Origin of the sequence: Hydrogenophaga laconesensis (assembly GCF_031457235.1) — a bacterium.
Taxonomy (GTDB): Bacteria; Pseudomonadota; Gammaproteobacteria; order Burkholderiales; family Burkholderiaceae_C; genus Hydrogenophaga; species Hydrogenophaga laconesensis.
This window is the reverse complement of record NZ_JAVDWE010000002.1, coordinates 196,143-214,037: the sequence shown is the minus strand read 5'-3', so window position 1 is coordinate 214,037 and position 17,895 is coordinate 196,143. Positions and strand designations below refer to the sequence as shown.

Sequence of the window (17,895 nt, the reverse complement as noted above, 5' to 3'; positions counted from 1 at the left end):
ATGAACACCACGATCTACGACAACCCCGACCACGAACTGCTGCGCGACCAGGTCGCGCGTTTCCTGGAGCGCGAGGTGGAGCCGCACGCCGCCGCGTGGGAAGAGGCCGGCATGGTGCCGCGCGATGTGCTGCGCCGCATGGGCCAGGCCGGCCTGCTCGGGCTGATGTTCGAGGGCGAACACGGCGGCGGCGACGCCGACGCGCTCACCAACCTGGTGTTCGCTGAAGCGCTCTCCCAATCCACGTTCGCCGGCTTCATCATCACCGTGCTCGTGCACACCGACATGGCCGGCCCGCACCTGCACCACGCGGGCAACGCGGCGCAGAAGGCGAAGTACCTGAAGAAGGTCACGGCGGGCGAGATGATCACCGCGGTCGGCATCACCGAACCCGGCGCCGGCTCCGACGTGGCGGGCATCCGCACCACGGCGCGCAAGGACGGCAATGAATGGGTGCTCAATGGCACCAAGATGTTCATCACCAACGGCGTGCACGCCGACCTGTATTTCGTCGCCGCCAAGACCGGCAGTGCGCGGCACGACATGACGATGTTCATCGTCGAGAAGGGCACGCCGGGCTTCAGCGTGGGCCGCGCGCTGCACAAGACCGGCTGGCTCTCCAGCGACACGGCCGAGCTGGTGTTCGACAACGTGCGCATCCCCGAGGAGAGCCTGCTCGGCGAACAGGGCAAGGGGTTCTACTCGGTGATGAAGAACTTCCAGACCGAGCGCATCGCGCTGGCCGCCATGGCCGTGGGCCACTGCACCCAGGCCCTGAAGCTCACGCTGGATCACGTGCGCCAGCGACAGGCCTTCGGCGCCACCCTGTGGGACAAGCAGACCATCCGCCAGCGCCTGTCGATGCTCGACGCGAAGACCCGCGCCGCGCGCCAGTTCATGTACCACTGCGCCTGGAGCGTCACGCAGGGCAAGGACATCGTGCAGGAAGTCTCCATGCTCAAGGCGCTCACGGGTGAACTCGTGAACGAGGTGGTGCAGACCTGCCAGCAGTTCCACGGCGGCATGGGCTTCATCCGCGAGACGGCGATCGAACGCCTCTGGCGCGACGCGCGCGTTCTGGCCATTGGCGGCGGTGCCACCGAGGTGATGCTGGAAGAAGTCGCCAAACGTTATTGATGCAGGGACTGAACATGAGCAACGTGATCGACGTATCCCGCCCCTCGCCGCACGTGGCGAAGGTGTGGCTCAACCGGCCCGATGTGCGCAACGCCTTCAACGACGACGTGATCGCCGCGCTCACCGCCGCCTTCACCGACCTGGCGCAGGACGACGCGTTGCGCGTGGTCGTGCTCGGCGCGCATGGCAAGGCCTTCTGCGCCGGCGCCGACCTGAACTGGATGAAGACCATGTCCGGCTACAGCTGGGACGAGAACCGCGCCGACGCGCAGCGGCTGGCCGACATGCTGTGGACGCTGGACCAGTGCCCGGTGCCCGTGATTGGCCGCATCCAGGGCGACTGCTACGCCGGGGGCATGGGCCTGGCCGCGATCTGCGACGTGCTGGTGGCGGTCGAGGGCGCGACCTTCTGCCTGTCCGAGGCACGGCTGGGCCTGCTGCCCGCCACCATCAGCCCCTACGTGGCGCGCGCCATGGGCGTGCAGGCGTCACGCCGCTACATGGTGACGGCGGAGCGGTTCAGCGCGGTGCGCGCGCACGAACTGGGCATGGTCCACGAACTCGCCACGCCCGACACGCTGGACGCGAAGGTGGACGACCTGGTGGCCACGCTGGTGGCCAACGGCCCGAAGGCTTCGCGCGAATGCAAGCGCCTGGTGCGCGACGTGGGAGGTGTGCCGATCACCGAAGCGCTGCGCAGCGAGACCGCGCGCCGCATCGCCGACATCCGCGCGAGCGACGAAGGCCGCGAGGGGCTGGCGTCCTTCCTCGGCAAACGCCAGCCGAACTGGCTGCCCTGAGGCCACGGAACCCCATGGGCGACGCACTGCAATCCCTGGGCACGCCGGAGCTGCTGGCACTGGCCGCTGCGCTCGGCTGGGCCAGCGGGCTGCGCCTGTACCTCGTGGTTTTTGTCACCGGTCTGCTGGGCTGGATGAACTGGCTCGAACTGCCGCCCGGCCTGCAGGTGCTGGAGCACCCCGCGCTGCTGGGTGCCAGTGGCTTCATGCTCTTTGTCGAGTTCTTCGCCGACAAGATTCCTTATGTCGATTCCCTGTGGGACCTCGTCAACAGCGTGATCCGCATCCCGGCGGGCGCCGCGCTCGCTGCCGGCGCGCTCGGCACCGACAGCGCCACCATGGCGCTGGTGGCCGCGCTGATGGGCGGCACGCTGGCCGCCACCAGCCAGGCCGCCAAGACCAGCACCCGCGCGGCGGTCAATGCCTCGCCCGAACCGTTCAGCAACGTGGGCGCCAGCCTGCTGGAAGACGGACTGGCCGTGGGCGCAATCTGGCTCGCCACGCAGCACCCGCTGGTGTTTGCGGTATTGCTGGTCGTCATGGTCCTGCTCATGTGGGCGGTCACCTGGATGCTGTTCAAGTTCCTGCGCGCCGCCTGGCGCCGCGTGTTTGCCTTTGCCTCGAAGGAAGCCTGAGATGTTCAAGAAGATCCTGATCGCCAACCGGGGTGAAATCGCCTGCCGCGTCGCCGCCACCGCGCACCGCCTGGGCGTGAAGACCGTCGCTGTCTATTCGGACGCCGACGCGCACGCCAAGCACGTCGCGGCGTGCGACGAATCGGTGCACATCGGCGGATCCGCGCCGAAAGAGAGTTACCTGCAATGGGAGCGCATCATCGCGGCCGCGCAGGCCACGGGCGCGCAGGCCATCCACCCCGGCTACGGATTCCTGAGCGAGAACGAGGCCTTCGCCGACGCCTGCGCCAAGGCCGGGCTGGTGTTCATGGGTCCTCCCTCGTCGGCCATCGAGGCCATGGGTCTGAAGGCGGAGTCCAAGCGCCTGATGGAAAAGGCCGGTGTGCCGCTGGTGCCGGGTTACCACGGTGCCGACCAGGACCCGGCGCTGCTGCAGCGCGAGGCCGATCGCATCGGCTACCCCGCGCTGATCAAGGCCAGTGCGGGCGGTGGTGGCAAAGGCATGCGCGTGGTCGAGAAGAGCGAAGACTTCGCCGCCGCGCTGGCGAGCTGCCAGCGCGAGGCGCGCAACAGCTTCGGCAGTGACGCGGTGCTGATCGAGAAATACGTGCAACGCCCGCGCCACATCGAGATCCAGGTGTTCGGCGACACGCAGGGCAACTGTGTGTACCTGTTCGAACGCGACTGTTCGGTGCAGCGCCGCCACCAGAAGGTGCTGGAAGAAGCCCCGGCACCCGGCATGACGCCCGAACTGCGCGCGCAGATGGGCGCTGCCGCGGTGGCGGCGGCCCAGGCGGTGAACTACGTCGGTGCGGGCACGGTGGAGTTCATCGTCGAGCAACCTGAAGGGTATGCACACCCGGAAGCGATGCGCTTCTATTTCATGGAGATGAACACGCGCCTGCAGGTGGAACACCCGGTCACCGAGGCCATCACCGGGCTGGACCTCGTGGAGTGGCAACTGCGCGTGGCCGCGGGCGAACCGCTGCCGCTGAAGCAGGAAGACCTGCGCATCCATGGCCATGCGATCGAGGCGCGCATCTGCGCCGAGACGCCGGACAACAACTTCCTGCCCGCCACCGGCACGCTCACGGTCTACCGCAAACCCGATTGCACCAGCTTCGCGCGCGGCACCGTGCGGGTGGACGACGGCGTGCGCGAGGGCGACACCATCAGCCCGTTCTACGACTCCATGGTCGCCAAGCTGATCGTGCACGGCGCCACGCGCGAAGAAGCCCTGGCACGGCTGGACACCGCACTCGCCGAGACGCGCATCGTCGGCCTTTCGACCAACGTGCAGTTCCTGCGCCACGTCGTCACCAGCCGCGCGTTCGCGCAGGCCGAACTGGACACGGCACTGATCCCGCGCGAAGCCCCCGCGCTGTTCCACCAGGACAAGGTGGGCCGTCCCCTGGCCGTGGCCGCCGCCGTGGCGCAGACACTGCTGGCAGAGCGCGCGAGCGAAGGGGCCGACCCGTTCTCGCGCCGCGATGGCTGGCGCCCGCACGGCATCACCGTGCGCCGCTTCGACTTCGCGTACCAGGGCGAGTCCCTGCTCGCCCAGCTGAGCTACCTGCACGACGGCGCACTCCAGCTCGCCTTCGATGGCGTGAGTGGTGTGCTGGCGTTCGATGCACTGCCGTCCGACACCGGCACCCGCATGGACCTGCGCTTCAACGGTCAGCGCCAGACGGTGCAGACCTGGCAGGTGGACGAGAACGTGCATGTCTTCTGCGGTCTGGGCGCCACGCAGATCGTGGAGATCGACGCGCTGGCCCACGCCGGCGAAACGGCGGCCGAGGGTGGCCGCCTCACCGCTCCGATGCCGGGCAAGGTGGTCTCGTTCGCGGTGAAGGCGGGCGACGCGGTGAAGAAGGGTCAGGCCCTGGCCGTGATGGAGGCCATGAAGATGGAACACACCATCGCCGCGCCGGCCGACGGCACCGTGGCCGAGCTGCTCTACGCGCCGGGCGACCAGGTCAATGAAGGCGCCGAGCTGCTCAAGCTTTCGGTGGCCTGAGGCATTCCGCGCGAGAGCCGCTTAAGCTCACCGCATGAACATCACCTTCTGCTGCACAGACATCAAGGCCGAGCCCTGGCTCGCCGGCCTCCGCATGGCCCTGCCGCATGCCCACGTGGCCGAATGGCAACCCGGCGCCCCGCAGGCCGACCATGCCGTGGTGTGGTCGCCGCCGCAACAGTTCCTGGACGAACAGCCCGGCCTCAAGGGGCTGTTCAATATCGGCGCGGGCGTCGATGCATTGCTCAAGCTGCGCCTGCCACCGCATACGAAGGTGGTGCGGGTGGACGACGCGGGCATGTCGGTGCAGATGGCCGAATACGTGTGCCACGCGATGATCCGCCATTTCCGCGAGTTCGATGGCTACGAGGCCGACATGGCGCAAGGCCGCTGGTCGTACCGCAAGCCGCGAGCGCGGGCCGACTTCCCGATCGGCGTCATGGGCCTGGGCGTGCTGGGCGAGCGCGTGGCGCGGTCCCTGGTGCAATTCGACTTCCCGGTACATGGCTGGAGCCGCACGCCGAAGACGGTGCACGGTGTCACCTGCCATGCGGGCCCAGCGGCGTTCGACAGCTTCCTGGCGTCGTGCCGCGTGCTGGTGAACCTGTTGCCCCTCACGCCCGAAACGCGCGACATCCTCAACCGCAACACGCTCTCGCGCCTGCGGCCCGGCGGCTACCTGATCAACGTGGCGCGGGGCGCCCACCTGGTCGACGAGGACCTGCTTGCACTGCTCGACAGCGGCCACCTGGCCGGCGCGACGCTCGACGTGTTCCGCACCGAGCCCCTGCCCGCGTCGCATGGTTTCTGGAACCACCCGAAAATCACCGTCACGCCCCACACCTCGGCGCGCACGCTGCGCGAGGAAAGCATCGCCCAGATCACCGGCAAGATCCTCGCGCTCGAACGCGGTGATCCGATTGCTGGCGTGGTCGATGCCACGCGGGGCTACTGAATCTCCCGAAAGCTCTCCATGAAACTCCCTTCCCGCGTCCAGCTCATCGACGTCGGCCCGCGCGACGGCCTGCAGAACGAGAAGCAGCCCGTGCCTTCGGCCGTCAAGGTCGAACTGGTGCACCGGTTGCAGGCCGCCGGCTTGAAGGAGATCGAGGTCACGAGCTACGTCAGCCCGAAGTGGGTGCCACAGATGGCGGACAACCACGCCGTCATGAGCGGCATCGCGCGGCAGGCGGGCATCCGCTACTCGGTGCTCACGCCCAACCTCAAGGGGTACGAGGCGGCGGTGCTGGACCGACCCGACGAGATCGTCGTCTTTGGTGCGGCCAGCGAGGCCTTCAGCCAGAAGAACATCAACTGCTCGATCGCCGAGAGCATCGATCGCTTCGCCCCCGTGGTCGAGGCCGCGCTCGCTGCCGGCATCCGCGTGCGCGGTGCCATGAGCTGCACGGTGGGTTGTCCGTACGAAGGCGAGATTGCGCCCGAGCGTGTCGGCTATCTCGCCGGCCTGATGAAGGGCATCGGGGTGCAGCGCGTCGACGTGGCCGACACCATCGGCGTGGGCACACCGCGCAAGGTGCAGGCCGCGATCGAGGCCACGCTGGGGCACTACGGCATCGACGAGGTGTCGGGCCATTTCCACGACACGTATGGACAGGCCTTGTCGAACACGCTGGCCGCGCTGGAACTCGGGGTCTGGAACTACCAGTCGTCGGTCTCCGGCCTCGGCGGTTGTCCCTACGCCAAGGGCGCCACGGGCAACGTGGCGACGGAGGACGTGGTCTACCTGCTGCAGGGCATGGGCATCGAGACCGGTATCGACCTCGACGCGCTGGTGGACGCCGGCGTCTACATCAGCGAACAGCTGGGTCGGCCCACGGGCTCGCGCGTGGCGCGCGCGCTGCTGGCGAAGCGGGCGGGCTGAAGCGCGTTTCCTGCATCGGTTTTCACCGCGCCGGAGCGCGGTTCGCAACGCATGCGGCGGCGCGGGCAAGGGGCACCGAAGGTCCGGCTCCGCCGGCCCCAGGTGCCGTCCCCCTCCCAGCCGAAGGCGCCAGAGAGAGGGGGAAGCCGCGAAGCGGCGCAGGGGGTGTTAGGTTAGCCCAACAACTCGTCGAGCCAGCGCCGTGCCTGCGGCCAGCTGCCCAGCTTCGCGTCCGATCCCATGTGGCCCAGCGCGCCTGCGATCTCCAGCCGCGCCCCCCAGGCATGGGCGAAGAAGCGCGCCCGCTCGAGCGTGACGCGGGGGTCGTTCGTGCTGGCCACGACCACCGTGGGGAATGGCAGGGGATTCAAGGGCAATGGCGCGAAACCGATCGGGCCGGGCGGATAGTCCGCCGCTTCCACATCGCTCGGTCCCACCAGCAGGGCGCCGCGCACGGGCAGGGGTCTGCCCGGGTACAGCGTGGGCCACGCCGCCGCGAGATGGTTGACGAGGGCGACCGCGAGCGAATGCGCCACCAGCACGGCAGGGGCCTGGCGCGCGGCCAGCACCTGCGCCAGCGTCAACACCCACGTCTCCCGCGTGGGCGTGGTCCATTCGTGCTGGAGCACGCGGGCGAGCCGGGGGTCTTCCGCTTCCCAGTGCGTCTGCCAGTGTTCAGCGGGCGAGTTGCCCCGTCCGGGCAGGACGAGGACTTCGGGTTCCGTGCTCAAGGCGTGTCCGTTTCTGGCCATGGGCTCAGCCTTGCGTGGCCTGGATGTTAGTGGCCTTCACCACCGTTTCGAAGTTGCGCAGACTGCCCGAGAGCAGGGCGCCGAAATCGGTTCCCGGCAGGCCTTCGGCGTCGAAGCCCTGTGAGGGCAGCACCTCGAGCACGCGCGGGTTCTTCAAGGCCTGGCCGATGGCGGCATGCAGGCGGGCCACCAGCGCATCGGGCGTACCGGCAGGCGCGAGGATGCCCTGCCAGGTCTTGTGGGTGAAGCCGGGTGCGATGCTTTCGTCCAGCGTGGGCACGCTGGGCAGGGCCGCTGCCCGGGTCTTGCTCGTCACCGCGATACCGACCAGCGTGCCGGCCTGGATGTGGGCAAGCGCCGCCGCCATGGTCACCACGCCGGCAGTGAGCGTGCCGTTCAGCAGGTCCTGGATCAGCGGTGCGCCACCCCGGTAAGGCACGTACTTGGCCGACACGCCGAGCTGGTGGTTGAGCGCGGCGCTGGTCAGGTGGTGCGCCGTGCCCCACCCCGGCACGCCGATGGTGAGCTGGCCCTTGCTCTCCTGGAGCTGGCGGCGGTAGCTGGCCGGGTCGGTGATGCCGGATTTCGGGTGTGTGATGAACAGGTTGCAGGACGAGATGGTCAGCGTCACCGGTTTCAGGTGGGGCAGCAGCGGCGCGCCCTCGGCCACCGCGTCGGCCGCCACCAGCGTGTCGTTGGTCAACAGCAGGGTGTGGCCGTCGGCGGCGGCCTGCGCCACGCGCTGGGTGCCGATGCGGCCTGAGGCGCCGCCGATGTTCTCGATCAGCACCGGCACGCCCAGCGCTTCGGACAGCGCGGGGGCCAGCGGGCGGGCCAACAGGTCCACCCCACCGCCGGCCGGGAACGGCACGATCAGCCGCACCGGCTTGCCATCGGGGAAAGTTCTGGCGTGCAGCGAAGGCGCGGCCAGCGCCACCGGGCCGAGCGCCAGGGCGGACAGCAGGCGGCGGCGGCCCGCCTGGGAGGGGGAAAGGCGGTCGATCGCCGGGGTGGTGCTCATGTCGTTTCGCGTCAGGAGGTTCTGAAGACGAGCGACTGTAGGAAAGCGGCCTTAGAAACAAAACGAATGAAAACGCATATGGTTAGTAGAAAATCGTTGGATCAAGCGCCGCCAGCGATGGCCCAATGCGCGCCGTCACCTGCCCCGATTCGAGAACCCCCTTGGCCCACCTTTCCCACTCCGAACTGTTCGACATCGCCCACCGCGCGCTGGCCGCCGCCGGTGCCAACGACACCATGGCTCGCCTGACCGCGACCGCGCTGGTCGAGGCCGACCTGCAAGGCCTGGCATCCCACGGTGTCACCCGCGTTCCCGCCTATGCGGCCCATTTGCGCAACGGCCGCGCCGACGGCACCGCAGAGCCTTCCGTCTTGCGCCGCCAGGGCTCGGTGGTGCTGGTCGACGCCCACGCGGGTCTGGCCTACCCGGCGTGCCGGCTGGCGGTGGACGAGGGCATTGCGCTGGCCCGGCAGCACGGTGTGGCCTTCGTGGCGGTGGCCAACAGCCACCACTTCGGCGCAGCGGCCTACCACCTGCGGCCCGTGGCCGAGGCCGGGCTGGTGGGGCTGGCGCTGGGCAACTCGCCAGCGGCCATGCCGGCCTGGGGCGGCAAGCGGCCCTTGTTTGGCACCAATCCGATTGCCGCGGCCTTTCCGCGTGCGGGGCACGACCCGCTGCTGATCGATCTGTCCCTGTCCACCGTGGCCCGGGGCAAGCTCGTGGTGGCCGCCCGCGAGGGCCGTTCGATCCCGCTGGGCTGGGCGCTGGACGCCGACGGGCAGCCGACCACGGACCCCAGGGCGGGTCTCGCTGGCACCATGGTGCCGGCCGGTGGTGTGAAGGGCACGATGCTGGCGCTGGTGATCGACCTGCTGGTGGCCACGCTGACCGGTTCCCACTTCGGCTTCGAAGCCGATTCCCTGCTCGACGACGAAGGCCGCCCGCCGCGCGTGGGGCAGCTGTTCCTGTTCATCGACCCGGCGGCGCTGGCCGGGCGCGACACCTACTTCACCCGCATCGAAAGCCTGGTCGAGGTGATGCTGGAGGAGGACGGCGTGCGCCTGCCCGGCGCCCAGCGCCTGACGCGCCAGCGCGAAGCCGAGCGCGACGGGCTGGACATTCCGGACGCCCTGCTGGAACGCCTGCGGAGCCTCGCGGCACAGGTCTGAGCGGCCGCCACGCGGCAGGGGCATCGCACGCGCGACCGGCGGTGCCCAGGGTGTGGTGGCATCATGGCGGGCTGTCTTTCTGCTCCCGACGTTCTCCATGGACCTCCACATCTGGTTTGCCTATTTCGCCGCCTCCTGGGCCATCGCGCTGTCGCCCGGTTCGGGTGCGGTGCTTTCCATGACGCACGGCCTCGCCTACGGCGTGAAGAAGACCAGCGCCACCATCGCCGGCCTGCAGCTGGGGCTGGCGGTGATCCTGCTGGTCGCCGGTGTCGGCGTCGGCGCGCTGCTGCTGGCCTCCGCCACCGCGTTCACGGTGGTGAAGTTCGCGGGCGCGGGCTACCTGATCTGGCTGGGCCTCAAGCAGTGGCGAGCGCACGTGGGCGTGGCGCCTGCGGCGGGCGATGCCCCGGCCCTGGTGCAGGACGCAGTCATGCCCTCTGCGCGCGAGCGCTTCGTCACCGGCTTCTTCACCAACGTGACCAATCCCAAGGGCATCGTGTTCATGGTGGCTGTGCTGCCCCAGTTCATCGACCCCGCGCGCGGCCTCTGGCTGCAGTTGCTGATCCTGCTCGTCACCACCGTGGCGGTGGACCTGGTCGTGATGCACGGCTATGCCTTCCTGGCCTCGCGCGCGCAGCGCTGGCTGGCCACGGCCCGGGCCCGTCGCGCGCAGAACCGCGTGTTCGGTGGCGTGCTCATGGCCATGGGCGCGAGCCTGTTGCTCGTCAAGCGCGCGGCCTGAGCCATGTGCGGTGCCGAACTCCAGGCCTTACCTGAAACCGTGCAACGCGTGGCGCGCGTGCTGCAGGACGCGGGCCATGCCCATGCCCCGGTGATGCTCGACGACGCGGCGCGCACCGCGCAGCAGGCCGCGGACGCGCTCGGTGTCGCGCTCGGCCAGATCGCCAAGAGCATCATCTTTCGCCGCAAGAGCGATGACGCGGCGGTGCTCGTCATCACTTCGGGTGACCTGCGCGTGGACGAGAAGAAAGTGCAGGCCCTCGTCTGTGCCGACGGCGGCAAGCTCGGCCGGGCGGACGCCGATTTCGTCAAGGCGCGCACCGGTTTCTCCATCGGCGGTGTGTCGCCGCTGGCGCACGCGGTCGCACCGGTCACGCTGATCGACGCACAGCTCTCGCGCTTCGACGAGATCTGGGCCGCCGCCGGTCACCCGCACGCGGTGTTCCGCCTCACCCCGGCGCAACTGCAGTCCCTCACCGGCGCACCGGTGCACGACGTCACCGTGGCGGCCTGAACCCATGTCCCTGCCTCCCGTCACCCTGCAGGCTGCCCGCCGCCGCACCGGGCTCCGGCCCGGTGTGCCTTCGCCGTGTATCTCGGTCTGCGAGATGGACGAGGCGCGCGGCCGCTGCAAAGGGTGTTTCCGCACCCTGGAAGAGATCGGTGCCTGGAGCCGCGCCAGCGATGCCGACAAGCTGCTGATCTGGCAGCAGATCGAAGCCAGGCAACTCACGCCCTGACGTCATCGCACGCGAGATCGCCATGAGAGACATCGCCTTTTTCTACGACCCGATCTCGCCCTACGCGCACCTCGCGTTCGAGCGCCTGCCCGAAGCGCTCATGGGCCACAGCGTGCAGCTGCGCTACCGGCCCGTGCTGTTCGCGGCGCTGCTCAAGGCCCATGGCCAGCTCGGTCCGGCCGAGATTCCCGCCAAGCGCGACTGGACCTACCGCCAGGTCAGCTGGCTGGCCCACCACCATGGCGTGGTGCTCGACCTGCCCGAGGCGCACCCGTTCAACCCGCTGCCGCTGCTGCGTCTGGGTTTGGCCACGGCGACGGACGATGCACCAGGGGACACCAACCGCTACGTCACCGAACTCCTGTTTCGTCACGTGTGGCGCGGTGGTCTGGACGCCGCGGACCCCGCGCGCCTGGGCGCTCTGCAGGCGCAACTGCAGGACCACATGGCCCAGCGCGGCAAATCCTGGCACGCACCCGACAGCGATATCGTGAAGCAACGCCTGCGCGCCAACACCGATGAGGCGCTGGCGCTGGGCCTGTTCGGCGTGCCGGCGATGGTGCTGGACGGCCGCGTGTTCTGGGGCCAGGACGCCCTGCCCATGCTGCGCGCGTACCTCGAGGGCGACGCCTGGTTCGACACGCAGTGGGACGCCTCGGCGCAGCGGCCCGAAGGCGTGCGCCGGCGCTAAGGGGAAGGCAGCGCGTCTCCGACGGCCATCACCCTGCCGGTGTCGGCCGCCTCATAGCCCTTGAGCGCGGCCACGCGCGCGCGGAATGCCGGTGAGCGCAGCACGGTGAGCACCGGGCGCAGCTCCGCGCGGTCGAGCGCGTCAGCGGGCAGGGCGAAGAAGTAGCGCTCTTTCAGCAAGGGGATGAAATCCAGGCCGAACCGGTGCGCCGCGGTCTGCACGCCGATGCCCACGTCGGCCATGCCACTGGCCACGTAGGCGGCCACGGCGGCATGCGTGAGTTCGGTGTTGTCGTACCCCGTCACCGCGCGCGGCGCGATGTCCTCGCGCTGCAGCAGCAGGTCGGTCAGCACCCGCGTGCCCGAGCCTTCGGGCCGGTTCACGAAGCGCAGCCCGCGCCGCGTGAGATCGCGCAGGCTGCGCAGGCCCAGCGGATTGCCCTTCGCCACGAACAGGCCCTGCGTGCGCACCGCCAGCTGCACCAGCAGGTGCTGATCGCGCTTGAGCCAGGGCAGGTAGCGCCGGGCGGCGGCCGATTCGAATTCCCCGAGGGGCAGGTGGAAGCCTGCGAGTTCGCAGTCCCCTTGTGCGAGCGCGGCCACGGCCTCCAGGCTGCTGCGGTAGCGCAGCTCCACCGGCACCTGGCGCGCCGCGAGTTGTTCCCGCAGCGCGGCCACGGCAAACCCATGACTGGCATGCAGGCGCGGCACGGCGCGCTGGCGGCGCTGCACGCGCCCGAGTTCGCCCTCAAGCTCCGAGGCCAGCGACTCCAGCAGGGGTTGCAGGCGCGCGCCGATGCGCGCGTCCGCCCAGATCAGTTTCTCGCCGAGCTCGGTGAGGGCCGAGCCGCGCCCCTGGCCTCGCACCAGCAAGGGCTGGCCGAACAGTTGCTCCGCCTGCTGCAGCAGGCCCCAGGCGTGGCGGTACGACAGGCCGAGCTCGCGCCCGGCCTGCGCGATGCTGCCAGCGCCCTGCACGGCGGCGAGCAGGCCGAGCAAGGTGTTGGCATCGAGCGCGAGGCCGTCTTCCTGGCCGATGCGCCATTGGGGCTGGAGGGTGATGCGCAGCATGGACCGATGACCAACTTTATGAAATTTCAAACATATTAAGACAACCCATACGGTGCTACGCTGAAAAAATGACCAGAACGACAGCCCACGAGACAGGCGAGCGCCCTGCAAAAGCCGTGATCCCCATCCGCCCGCTGGAGGCGATGGGCCGTGGCCGTGCGCGCCACACCCCCAAGGGGCGGCAGACTTCGCCCGAGGCGCGCCAGCGCGTGGCCGCGCTGTGCGAAGGCCTGGCGCCGCGCGCGGACCTGCTGATCGAACACCTTCACCGCCTGCAGGACGCCGAGGGCGCACTGCGCCACGGCCACCTGGCTGCGCTGGCCGAGCGCCTGCGGCTGAGCCAGGTCGAGGTGTTCGAGGTCGCGAGCTTTTACCACCACTTCGAAATCGTCGACGACACTGCGGCCGTGCCCAGGACCGTGGTGCGTGTGTGCACCAGCCTGTCCTGTGCCATGGCCGGTGGTGAGACCCTGCTGGCCGAGCTGCAGGCTTCGCTGGCGGGCGACACCTCGGTGCACGCCCTGGCCGCGCCCTGCATCGGCCAATGCCACGTGGCGCCCGCCGCCTGCGTGGGCCAGCGCCAGTTGCCCCAGGCCAGTGTGGCGGCGGTGCAGGCGGTGCTGGACAAGGGTGACACCGGGCCGCGCGCGCTGCCGGTGCCGGCGCCTTCCTCATTCCGCCAGCTGCGCCGCCTGCTGTCCGGCGAACTGGCCGCCGAGCAGGTGCTCACCGAGCTCAAGGCCTCCAACCTGCGCGGCCTGGGCGGGGCGGGCTTTCCGTCCTGGCGCAAATGGGAGACGGTGCGCGCGCAAGCGGGCCCACGCCACATGGTGGTCAATATCGATGAAGGCGAGGTCGGCACCTTCAAGGACTGGCAGGTGCTCACCCGCGCCGAGGGCGGCGCGTCGCAGATGCTGGAAGGCCTGTTGATCGCCACGCAGGTGGTGGGCATCGAACACGCATGGATCTACTTGCGCGACGAGTACCACGACCTGCGCGAGCTGCTCACGCACGAACTCGCCGGGTTGCAGGACACGCTGGCCGCGCTGCGCGAGCAGCACCCCGGCTACACACCGCCGCGCATCGAGCTGCGGCGCGGCGCGGGCGCCTACATCTGCGGCGAGGAGTCGGCGCTGATCGAATCGGTGGAAGGCAAGCGCGGCCTGCCGCGCCTGAAGCCACCCATCGTTGCGATGCATGGAGTGTTCGGCCGGCCCACGCTGGCGCACAACCCCGAAACGCTGTGGTGGCTGCCCAGGATTCTGGAGAAGGGCGGCGCCTGGCTGGCGGGTGAAGGCGTGCGAGGGCGCACCGGCCTGCGGCGCTTCTCCGTCTCGGGCCGCGTGAACAAACCCGGCGTGCACCTGGCGCCGGCGGGCATCACGCTGCGCGAGCTGGTCGACGAATACGCCGGTGGCATGCAGGAAGGCCACACGCTTTACGCCTACCTGCCCGGCGGTGCGTCGGGCGGCATCCTGCCAGCGTCGCTGGCCGACGTGCCGCTGGATTTCGACACCCTGGTCGACCACGGCAGTTTCATCGGATCGATGGCGGTGGTGGTGATGAGCCAGCACGACACGGCGCGCGGTGCCGCGCTCAACCTCATGCAGTTCTTCGAGCACGAGTCCTGCGGCCAATGCACGCCCTGCCGGGCCGGCACCACGAAGGCCGTGCAGCTCATGCAGGCGCCCGTGTGGGACGCACCGCTGCTCGGCGAGCTTTCGCAGGTGATGCGCGACGCTTCCATCTGCGGGCTCGGCCAGGCCGCCCCCAACCCGGTGGACAGCGTGCTGCGTTTCTTCCCGCACGAAGTGAACGGCCAGGGAGGCGCCGCATGAAAACCGACGATCTGCCGAAGGCCGCCACCCCGATCGCCTTCACGCTCAATGGCCGCGCCGTCGAGGCCGCGCCTGGCGAGAGCATCCTGAAAGCCGCGCAGCGTGCAGGGGTGGACATTCCGCACCTGTGCCACAAGGACGGCCTGCGCAGCCCCGGCAACTGCCGCGCCTGCGTGGTCGACATCGAGGGCGAGCGCGTGCTCGCGCCATCCTGCTGCCGCGCGCCCACGGCCGGCATGGTGGTGCACAGCGACAACCCGCGTGCCAGTGCGGCGCAGAAGACGGTGCTGGAGTTGCTGCTGTCCGACGCGCCGGACACCACCGAGCTCAGGTTCGACAGCGAGCTCGCGCACTGGGCGCAGGCGGCCGGCGCGCAGCCGGGGCGTTTCCCCGCCCGCGCCGCTGCCGTGCAGGACGTCAGCCACCCGGCCATGGCGGTCAACCTGGACGCCTGCATCCAGTGCACCCGCTGCATTCGCGCCTGCCGCGAGACGCAAGGCAACGATGTGCTGGGCCTGGCATTCCGGGGTGGTCACGCGCAGATTGTGTTCGACCAGAACGACCCCATGGGCGCCAGCACCTGCGTGGCGTGTGGCGAATGCGTGCAAGCTTGCCCGACCGGCGCCATCGCGCCGGCCAATGGCGCCTTCGCCAAGCCCTCGCAGCAGCAGGTCGACTCGGTCTGCCCGTTCTGCGGTGTGGGTTGCCAGCTCACTTACCACGTCAATGACGGGAAGATCGAACACGTCGAAGGCATCGCGGGGCCGGCCAACGAAGGCCGTCTCTGTGTCAAAGGCAGATTCGGATTCGACTATGCGCACAGCCCGGAGCGCCTCACGCGCCCGCTGATCCGCCGCGCCGGTGCGCCCAAGGACCCGCATGGCGAACTGCGCCGGCTCACGCCCGAACAGGTGCGCGAGCGCTTTCGCGAAGCCACCTGGGATGAAGCGCTGGATGCAGCCGCCGAAGGCTTCCGCCGTGCCCTTGCCAGCACAGTCGCCCGCGGACGCCGGAGCCCGGTGGCGGGCTTCGGCTCGGCCAAGGGCACGAACGAAGAGGCCTACCTGTTCCAGAAGCTGGTGCGCACCGCGTTCGAGACGCACAACGTCGACCACTGCACGCGCCTGTGCCATGCGTCCAGCGTGGCCGCGCTCATGGAGGGCCTGGGTTCGGCCGTGGTCACCAACCCGCTGCGCGATGTGCAGCACGCCGACTTCCTGCTGGTGATCGGCGCCAACCCGGCGCAGAACCATCCGGTGGGCGCGACCTGGATCAAGAACGCGGTGAAAAAAGGCGCCCGGCTCGTGCTGGCCGACCCGCGCCGCACCGAGCTCGCGCGCCACAGCTGGAAGCACCTGGGCTTCCAGCCCGGCACCGACGTGGCCCTCCTCAACGCCATGCTGCACACCATCGTGTTCGAAGGCCTGACCGACCCGGCCTACATCGAGGCGCACACGCTGGACTTCGCGCAGCTCAAGGCGCACCTGGCCGACTTCTCGCCCGAGGCGATGGCACCGGTCTGCGGCATCGATGTGGCCACGCTGCGCGAGGTCGCACGCGCCTACGCCACGGCGAAGAACGCCATGATCCTGTGGGGCATGGGCATCAGCCAGCACACCCACGGCACCGACAACGCGCGCTGCCTGATCGCGCTCGCGCTCGTGACCGGCCAGATCGGCCGACCCGGTACCGGGCTGCACCCGCTGCGCGGACAGAACAACGTGCAGGGCGCGAGCGATGCGGGGCTCATCCCCATGGTGCTGCCCGACTACCAGCGCGTGGCCGATGGCCCGGCGCGAGAGAAGGCCGAGCGCCTGTGGAAACTTGCTCCTGGCACGCTCGGCAGCGAGCCCGGCCTCACGGTGGTGGAGATCGTCGATGCGGCCCACCGCAAGGAGATCCGGGCGATGCTGATCCAGGGCGAGAACCCGGCCATGAGCGACCCCGACGCGGCGCACGCGCGCGAGGCGCTGGCCGGGCTCGACCATCTGGTGGTGCAGGACATCTTCCTGACCGAGACCGCCAGCCTGGCCGATGTGGTGCTGCCGGCCACCGCCTGGCCCGAGAAGACCGGCAGCGTGACCAACACCGACCGCTGCGTGCAGCTCGGACGCAAGGCCGTGCCCGCCCCCGGCGATGCGCGCGCAGACGCCTGGATCACCGAACAGCTCGCGCGCCGCCTCGGCCTGGACTGGGCCTACGGCGTGGCCCCCGACGGCAGCGCGACGGACGACGCGACACAGGGCATCGGCGCGGTGTTCGAGGAAATGCGCGCGCTCATGCCCAGCATCGCCGGCCTTTCCTGGGCAAGGTTGCGGCGCCAGGGGGCGGTGACCTACCCGGTGGTGGACGCGGAGGACCCAGGCCAGCCCGTGGTGTTCACCGATGGTTTTCCCACACCCACCGGCCGCGCCTCGCTGGTCGGTGCGGTGCTCAAGCCACCGGCCGAAGAGCCCGACGTGGAATTCCCGATGGTGCTCATCACCGGACGCCAGCTTGAACACTGGCACACCGGCAGCATGACACGGCGCAGCAGCGTGCTCGATGCGCTTGAGCCCAGCCCGGTGGTCAGCCTGCACCCCGAGACCGCCAGGCGACTCGGGCTGTGGGCGGGGGCGCAGGCGCAGGTGCGGTCCCGCCGGGGCGAGGTGGCACTGCCGGTCCGCATCGACGAAGGCATGCCACGCGAGACCGCGTTCATTCCCTTCGCGTACGCGGAGGCCGCGGCCAACCTGCTCACCAATCCGGCCCTGGACCCGGTGGGCAAGATCGCGGAATTGAAGTACTGTGCGGTGGACGTGCGCCCTGTGACGGGCAGTGCGTGAACCCGACCCGGTCTTGACCTGCCGCAACGCGGCCGGCGGCCGGAACTCCTACGATGAACCGCACCGTCCTTCAGGGCGGGGCCGTTCACATCTCATTCAAGGAGAGCCACCATGTTCAAGAAAATTCTCGTGCCCACCGACGGTTCCACGCTGGCCGCACAGGCCACCACGGTCGCGGTGCGCATGGCCAAGAGCCTGAATGCGCAGATCGTTGCCGTGTACGTGATCGACCCGTTTCCCTATATCGGCATCGGTGACGCCTCGGCCGTCGGCCTGCAGGCCTACCTGACCGAGGCCAAGAGCGCCGCTGGCCAGGCACTCGACGGAGTGCGCAAGGCCTGCGAGGCCGATGGCGTGGTGTTCGCGGCGGGCGACACCATCGAACGCAACGTGGTCTACGAAGGCATCATCGAGACCGCCGAAGCCGAAGGTTGCGACCTCATCGTGATGGGCTCGCATGGCCGCCAGGGCGTGAAGGCGCTCATCCTCGGCAGCGTTGCACAGAAGGTGCTGACGCATGCCAAGGCGCCGGTGCTGATAGTGAAGTCGTAGGCACGCGGGGGTGTTTCGC

17 protein-coding genes are annotated in these 17,895 nt (G+C 69.5%); 14 read left to right on the top strand and 3 right to left on the bottom strand.

Annotated elements, in window-relative coordinates:
- The 6 genes from J2X09_RS05395 to J2X09_RS05360 are packed head-to-tail and all read left to right on the top strand — an operon-like array spanning position 1 to position 6,474.
- On the top strand, positions 1 to 1,137 hold the full coding sequence (locus tag J2X09_RS05395; protein ID WP_204732782.1) for an acyl-CoA dehydrogenase family protein: 1,137 nt from the start codon (positions 1 to 3) through the stop codon (positions 1,135 to 1,137).
- A gap of 14 nt (positions 1,138 to 1,151) precedes the next feature.
- Positions 1,152 to 1,937, top strand: a complete 786-nt coding sequence (locus J2X09_RS05390; protein ID WP_204732783.1) for an enoyl-CoA hydratase/isomerase family protein — start codon at positions 1,152 to 1,154, stop codon at positions 1,935 to 1,937.
- A 14-nt stretch (positions 1,938 to 1,951) separates the two neighbouring features.
- Positions 1,952 to 2,572 (top strand): DUF4126 domain-containing protein, encoded by a 621-nt coding sequence (locus J2X09_RS05385; protein WP_204732784.1) that lies wholly within the window; start codon positions 1,952 to 1,954, stop codon positions 2,570 to 2,572.
- A 1-nt stretch (position 2,573) separates the two neighbouring features.
- Complete coding sequence (locus J2X09_RS27050) at positions 2,574 to 4,592, top strand: acetyl/propionyl/methylcrotonyl-CoA carboxylase subunit alpha (protein ID WP_204732785.1); 2,019 nt, start codon at positions 2,574 to 2,576, stop codon at positions 4,590 to 4,592.
- A gap of 34 nt (positions 4,593 to 4,626) precedes the next feature.
- Positions 4,627 to 5,547 (top strand): 2-hydroxyacid dehydrogenase, encoded by a 921-nt coding sequence (locus J2X09_RS05365; protein ID WP_204732786.1) that lies wholly within the window; start codon positions 4,627 to 4,629, stop codon positions 5,545 to 5,547.
- 18 nt (positions 5,548 to 5,565) lie between these two features.
- Positions 5,566 to 6,474 carry a hydroxymethylglutaryl-CoA lyase gene (locus tag J2X09_RS05360; RefSeq protein ID WP_204732787.1) on the top strand — a complete coding sequence of 303 codons (909 nt, stop codon included), beginning with the start codon at positions 5,566 to 5,568 and terminating at the stop codon, positions 6,472 to 6,474.
- A gap of 173 nt (positions 6,475 to 6,647) precedes the next feature.
- On the opposite strand, the gene J2X09_RS05355 is transcribed toward J2X09_RS05360, so the two are convergent.
- Positions 6,648 to 7,205, bottom strand: a complete 558-nt coding sequence (locus tag J2X09_RS05355) for an RBBP9/YdeN family alpha/beta hydrolase (protein WP_310307663.1) — start codon at positions 7,203 to 7,205, stop codon at positions 6,648 to 6,650.
- A gap of 25 nt (positions 7,206 to 7,230) precedes the next feature.
- Positions 7,231 to 8,247 (bottom strand): Bug family tripartite tricarboxylate transporter substrate binding protein, encoded by a 1,017-nt coding sequence (locus J2X09_RS05350; protein WP_204732789.1) that lies wholly within the window; start codon positions 8,245 to 8,247, stop codon positions 7,231 to 7,233.
- Positions 8,248 to 8,408: 161 nt separating this feature from the next.
- Between J2X09_RS05350 and J2X09_RS05345 the strand changes: the two genes are divergently transcribed.
- The 5 genes from J2X09_RS05345 to J2X09_RS05325 all read left to right on the top strand — a co-directional run bounded on the left by J2X09_RS05345 (position 8,409) and on the right by J2X09_RS05325 (position 11,591).
- A complete protein-coding gene (locus J2X09_RS05345; RefSeq protein ID WP_204732790.1) occupies positions 8,409 to 9,416 on the top strand; it encodes an Ldh family oxidoreductase in 1,008 nt (335 codons plus the stop codon).
- A gap of 97 nt (positions 9,417 to 9,513) precedes the next feature.
- Positions 9,514 to 10,161: a LysE family transporter gene (locus J2X09_RS05340; RefSeq protein ID WP_204732791.1), complete on the top strand. Its 648-nt coding sequence runs from the start codon at positions 9,514 to 9,516 to the stop codon at positions 10,159 to 10,161.
- A gap of 3 nt (positions 10,162 to 10,164) precedes the next feature.
- Positions 10,165 to 10,674 carry a YbaK/EbsC family protein gene (locus J2X09_RS05335; RefSeq protein WP_204732792.1) on the top strand — a complete coding sequence of 170 codons (510 nt, stop codon included), beginning with the start codon at positions 10,165 to 10,167 and terminating at the stop codon, positions 10,672 to 10,674.
- 4 nt (positions 10,675 to 10,678) lie between these two features.
- A complete protein-coding gene (locus J2X09_RS05330; RefSeq protein ID WP_204732793.1) occupies positions 10,679 to 10,900 on the top strand; it encodes a DUF1289 domain-containing protein in 222 nt (73 codons plus the stop codon).
- Between the two features lie 22 nt (positions 10,901 to 10,922).
- Positions 10,923 to 11,591 carry a 2-hydroxychromene-2-carboxylate isomerase gene (locus tag J2X09_RS05325; protein ID WP_204732794.1) on the top strand — a complete coding sequence of 223 codons (669 nt, stop codon included), beginning with the start codon at positions 10,923 to 10,925 and terminating at the stop codon, positions 11,589 to 11,591.
- Here J2X09_RS05325 and J2X09_RS05320 read toward each other — a convergent pair.
- Positions 11,588 to 12,661: a substrate-binding domain-containing protein gene (locus J2X09_RS05320; protein WP_204732795.1), complete on the bottom strand. Its 1,074-nt coding sequence runs from the start codon at positions 12,659 to 12,661 to the stop codon at positions 11,588 to 11,590. The two genes, J2X09_RS05325 and J2X09_RS05320, sit on opposite strands and share 4 nt — an antisense overlap.
- Before the next feature lie 68 nt (positions 12,662 to 12,729).
- On the opposite strand from J2X09_RS05320, the gene J2X09_RS05315 reads away from it, so the two are divergent.
- From J2X09_RS05315 to J2X09_RS05305, 3 genes are all read left to right on the top strand, one after another.
- Complete coding sequence (locus J2X09_RS05315; RefSeq protein WP_310307655.1) at positions 12,730 to 14,499, top strand: NADH-ubiquinone oxidoreductase-F iron-sulfur binding region domain-containing protein; 1,770 nt, start codon at positions 12,730 to 12,732, stop codon at positions 14,497 to 14,499.
- A complete protein-coding gene (locus J2X09_RS05310; protein WP_204732796.1) occupies positions 14,496 to 17,324 on the top strand; it encodes a molybdopterin-dependent oxidoreductase in 2,829 nt (942 codons plus the stop codon). Before J2X09_RS05315 ends, J2X09_RS05310 begins: the two co-directional genes overlap by 4 nt.
- 111 nt (positions 17,325 to 17,435) lie before the next feature.
- Complete coding sequence (locus J2X09_RS05305; protein ID WP_204732797.1) at positions 17,436 to 17,876, top strand: universal stress protein; 441 nt, start codon at positions 17,436 to 17,438, stop codon at positions 17,874 to 17,876.
- Positions 17,877 to 17,895: the final 19 nt, after the last annotated feature.

Excerpts from the sequence above, each read along its gene's own strand:
- J2X09_RS05395 (WP_204732782.1), top strand. The coding sequence starts at position 1 with ATGAACACCACGATCTACGACAACCCCGACCACGAACTGCTGCGCGAC.
- J2X09_RS05390 (WP_204732783.1), top strand. The coding sequence starts at position 1,152 with ATGAGCAACGTGATCGACGTATCCCGCCCCTCGCCGCACGTGGCGAAG.
- J2X09_RS05385 (WP_204732784.1), top strand. The coding sequence starts at position 1,952 with ATGGGCGACGCACTGCAATCCCTGGGCACGCCGGAGCTGCTGGCACTG.
- J2X09_RS27050 (WP_204732785.1), top strand. The coding sequence starts at position 2,574 with ATGTTCAAGAAGATCCTGATCGCCAACCGGGGTGAAATCGCCTGCCGC.
- J2X09_RS05365 (WP_204732786.1), top strand. The coding sequence starts at position 4,627 with ATGAACATCACCTTCTGCTGCACAGACATCAAGGCCGAGCCCTGGCTC.
- J2X09_RS05360 (WP_204732787.1), top strand. The coding sequence starts at position 5,566 with ATGAAACTCCCTTCCCGCGTCCAGCTCATCGACGTCGGCCCGCGCGAC.
- J2X09_RS05350 (WP_204732789.1), bottom strand. The coding sequence starts at position 8,247 with ATGAGCACCACCCCGGCGATCGACCGCCTTTCCCCCTCCCAGGCGGGC.
- J2X09_RS05340 (WP_204732791.1), top strand. The coding sequence starts at position 9,514 with ATGGACCTCCACATCTGGTTTGCCTATTTCGCCGCCTCCTGGGCCATC.
- J2X09_RS05335 (WP_204732792.1), top strand. The coding sequence starts at position 10,165 with ATGTGCGGTGCCGAACTCCAGGCCTTACCTGAAACCGTGCAACGCGTG.
- J2X09_RS05330 (WP_204732793.1), top strand. The coding sequence starts at position 10,679 with ATGTCCCTGCCTCCCGTCACCCTGCAGGCTGCCCGCCGCCGCACCGGG.
- J2X09_RS05325 (WP_204732794.1), top strand. The coding sequence starts at position 10,923 with ATGAGAGACATCGCCTTTTTCTACGACCCGATCTCGCCCTACGCGCAC.
- J2X09_RS05320 (WP_204732795.1), bottom strand. The coding sequence starts at position 12,661 with ATGCTGCGCATCACCCTCCAGCCCCAATGGCGCATCGGCCAGGAAGAC.
- J2X09_RS05315 (WP_310307655.1), top strand. The coding sequence starts at position 12,730 with ATGACCAGAACGACAGCCCACGAGACAGGCGAGCGCCCTGCAAAAGCC.
- J2X09_RS05310 (WP_204732796.1), top strand. The coding sequence starts at position 14,496 with ATGAAAACCGACGATCTGCCGAAGGCCGCCACCCCGATCGCCTTCACG.
- J2X09_RS05305 (WP_204732797.1), top strand. The coding sequence starts at position 17,436 with ATGTTCAAGAAAATTCTCGTGCCCACCGACGGTTCCACGCTGGCCGCA.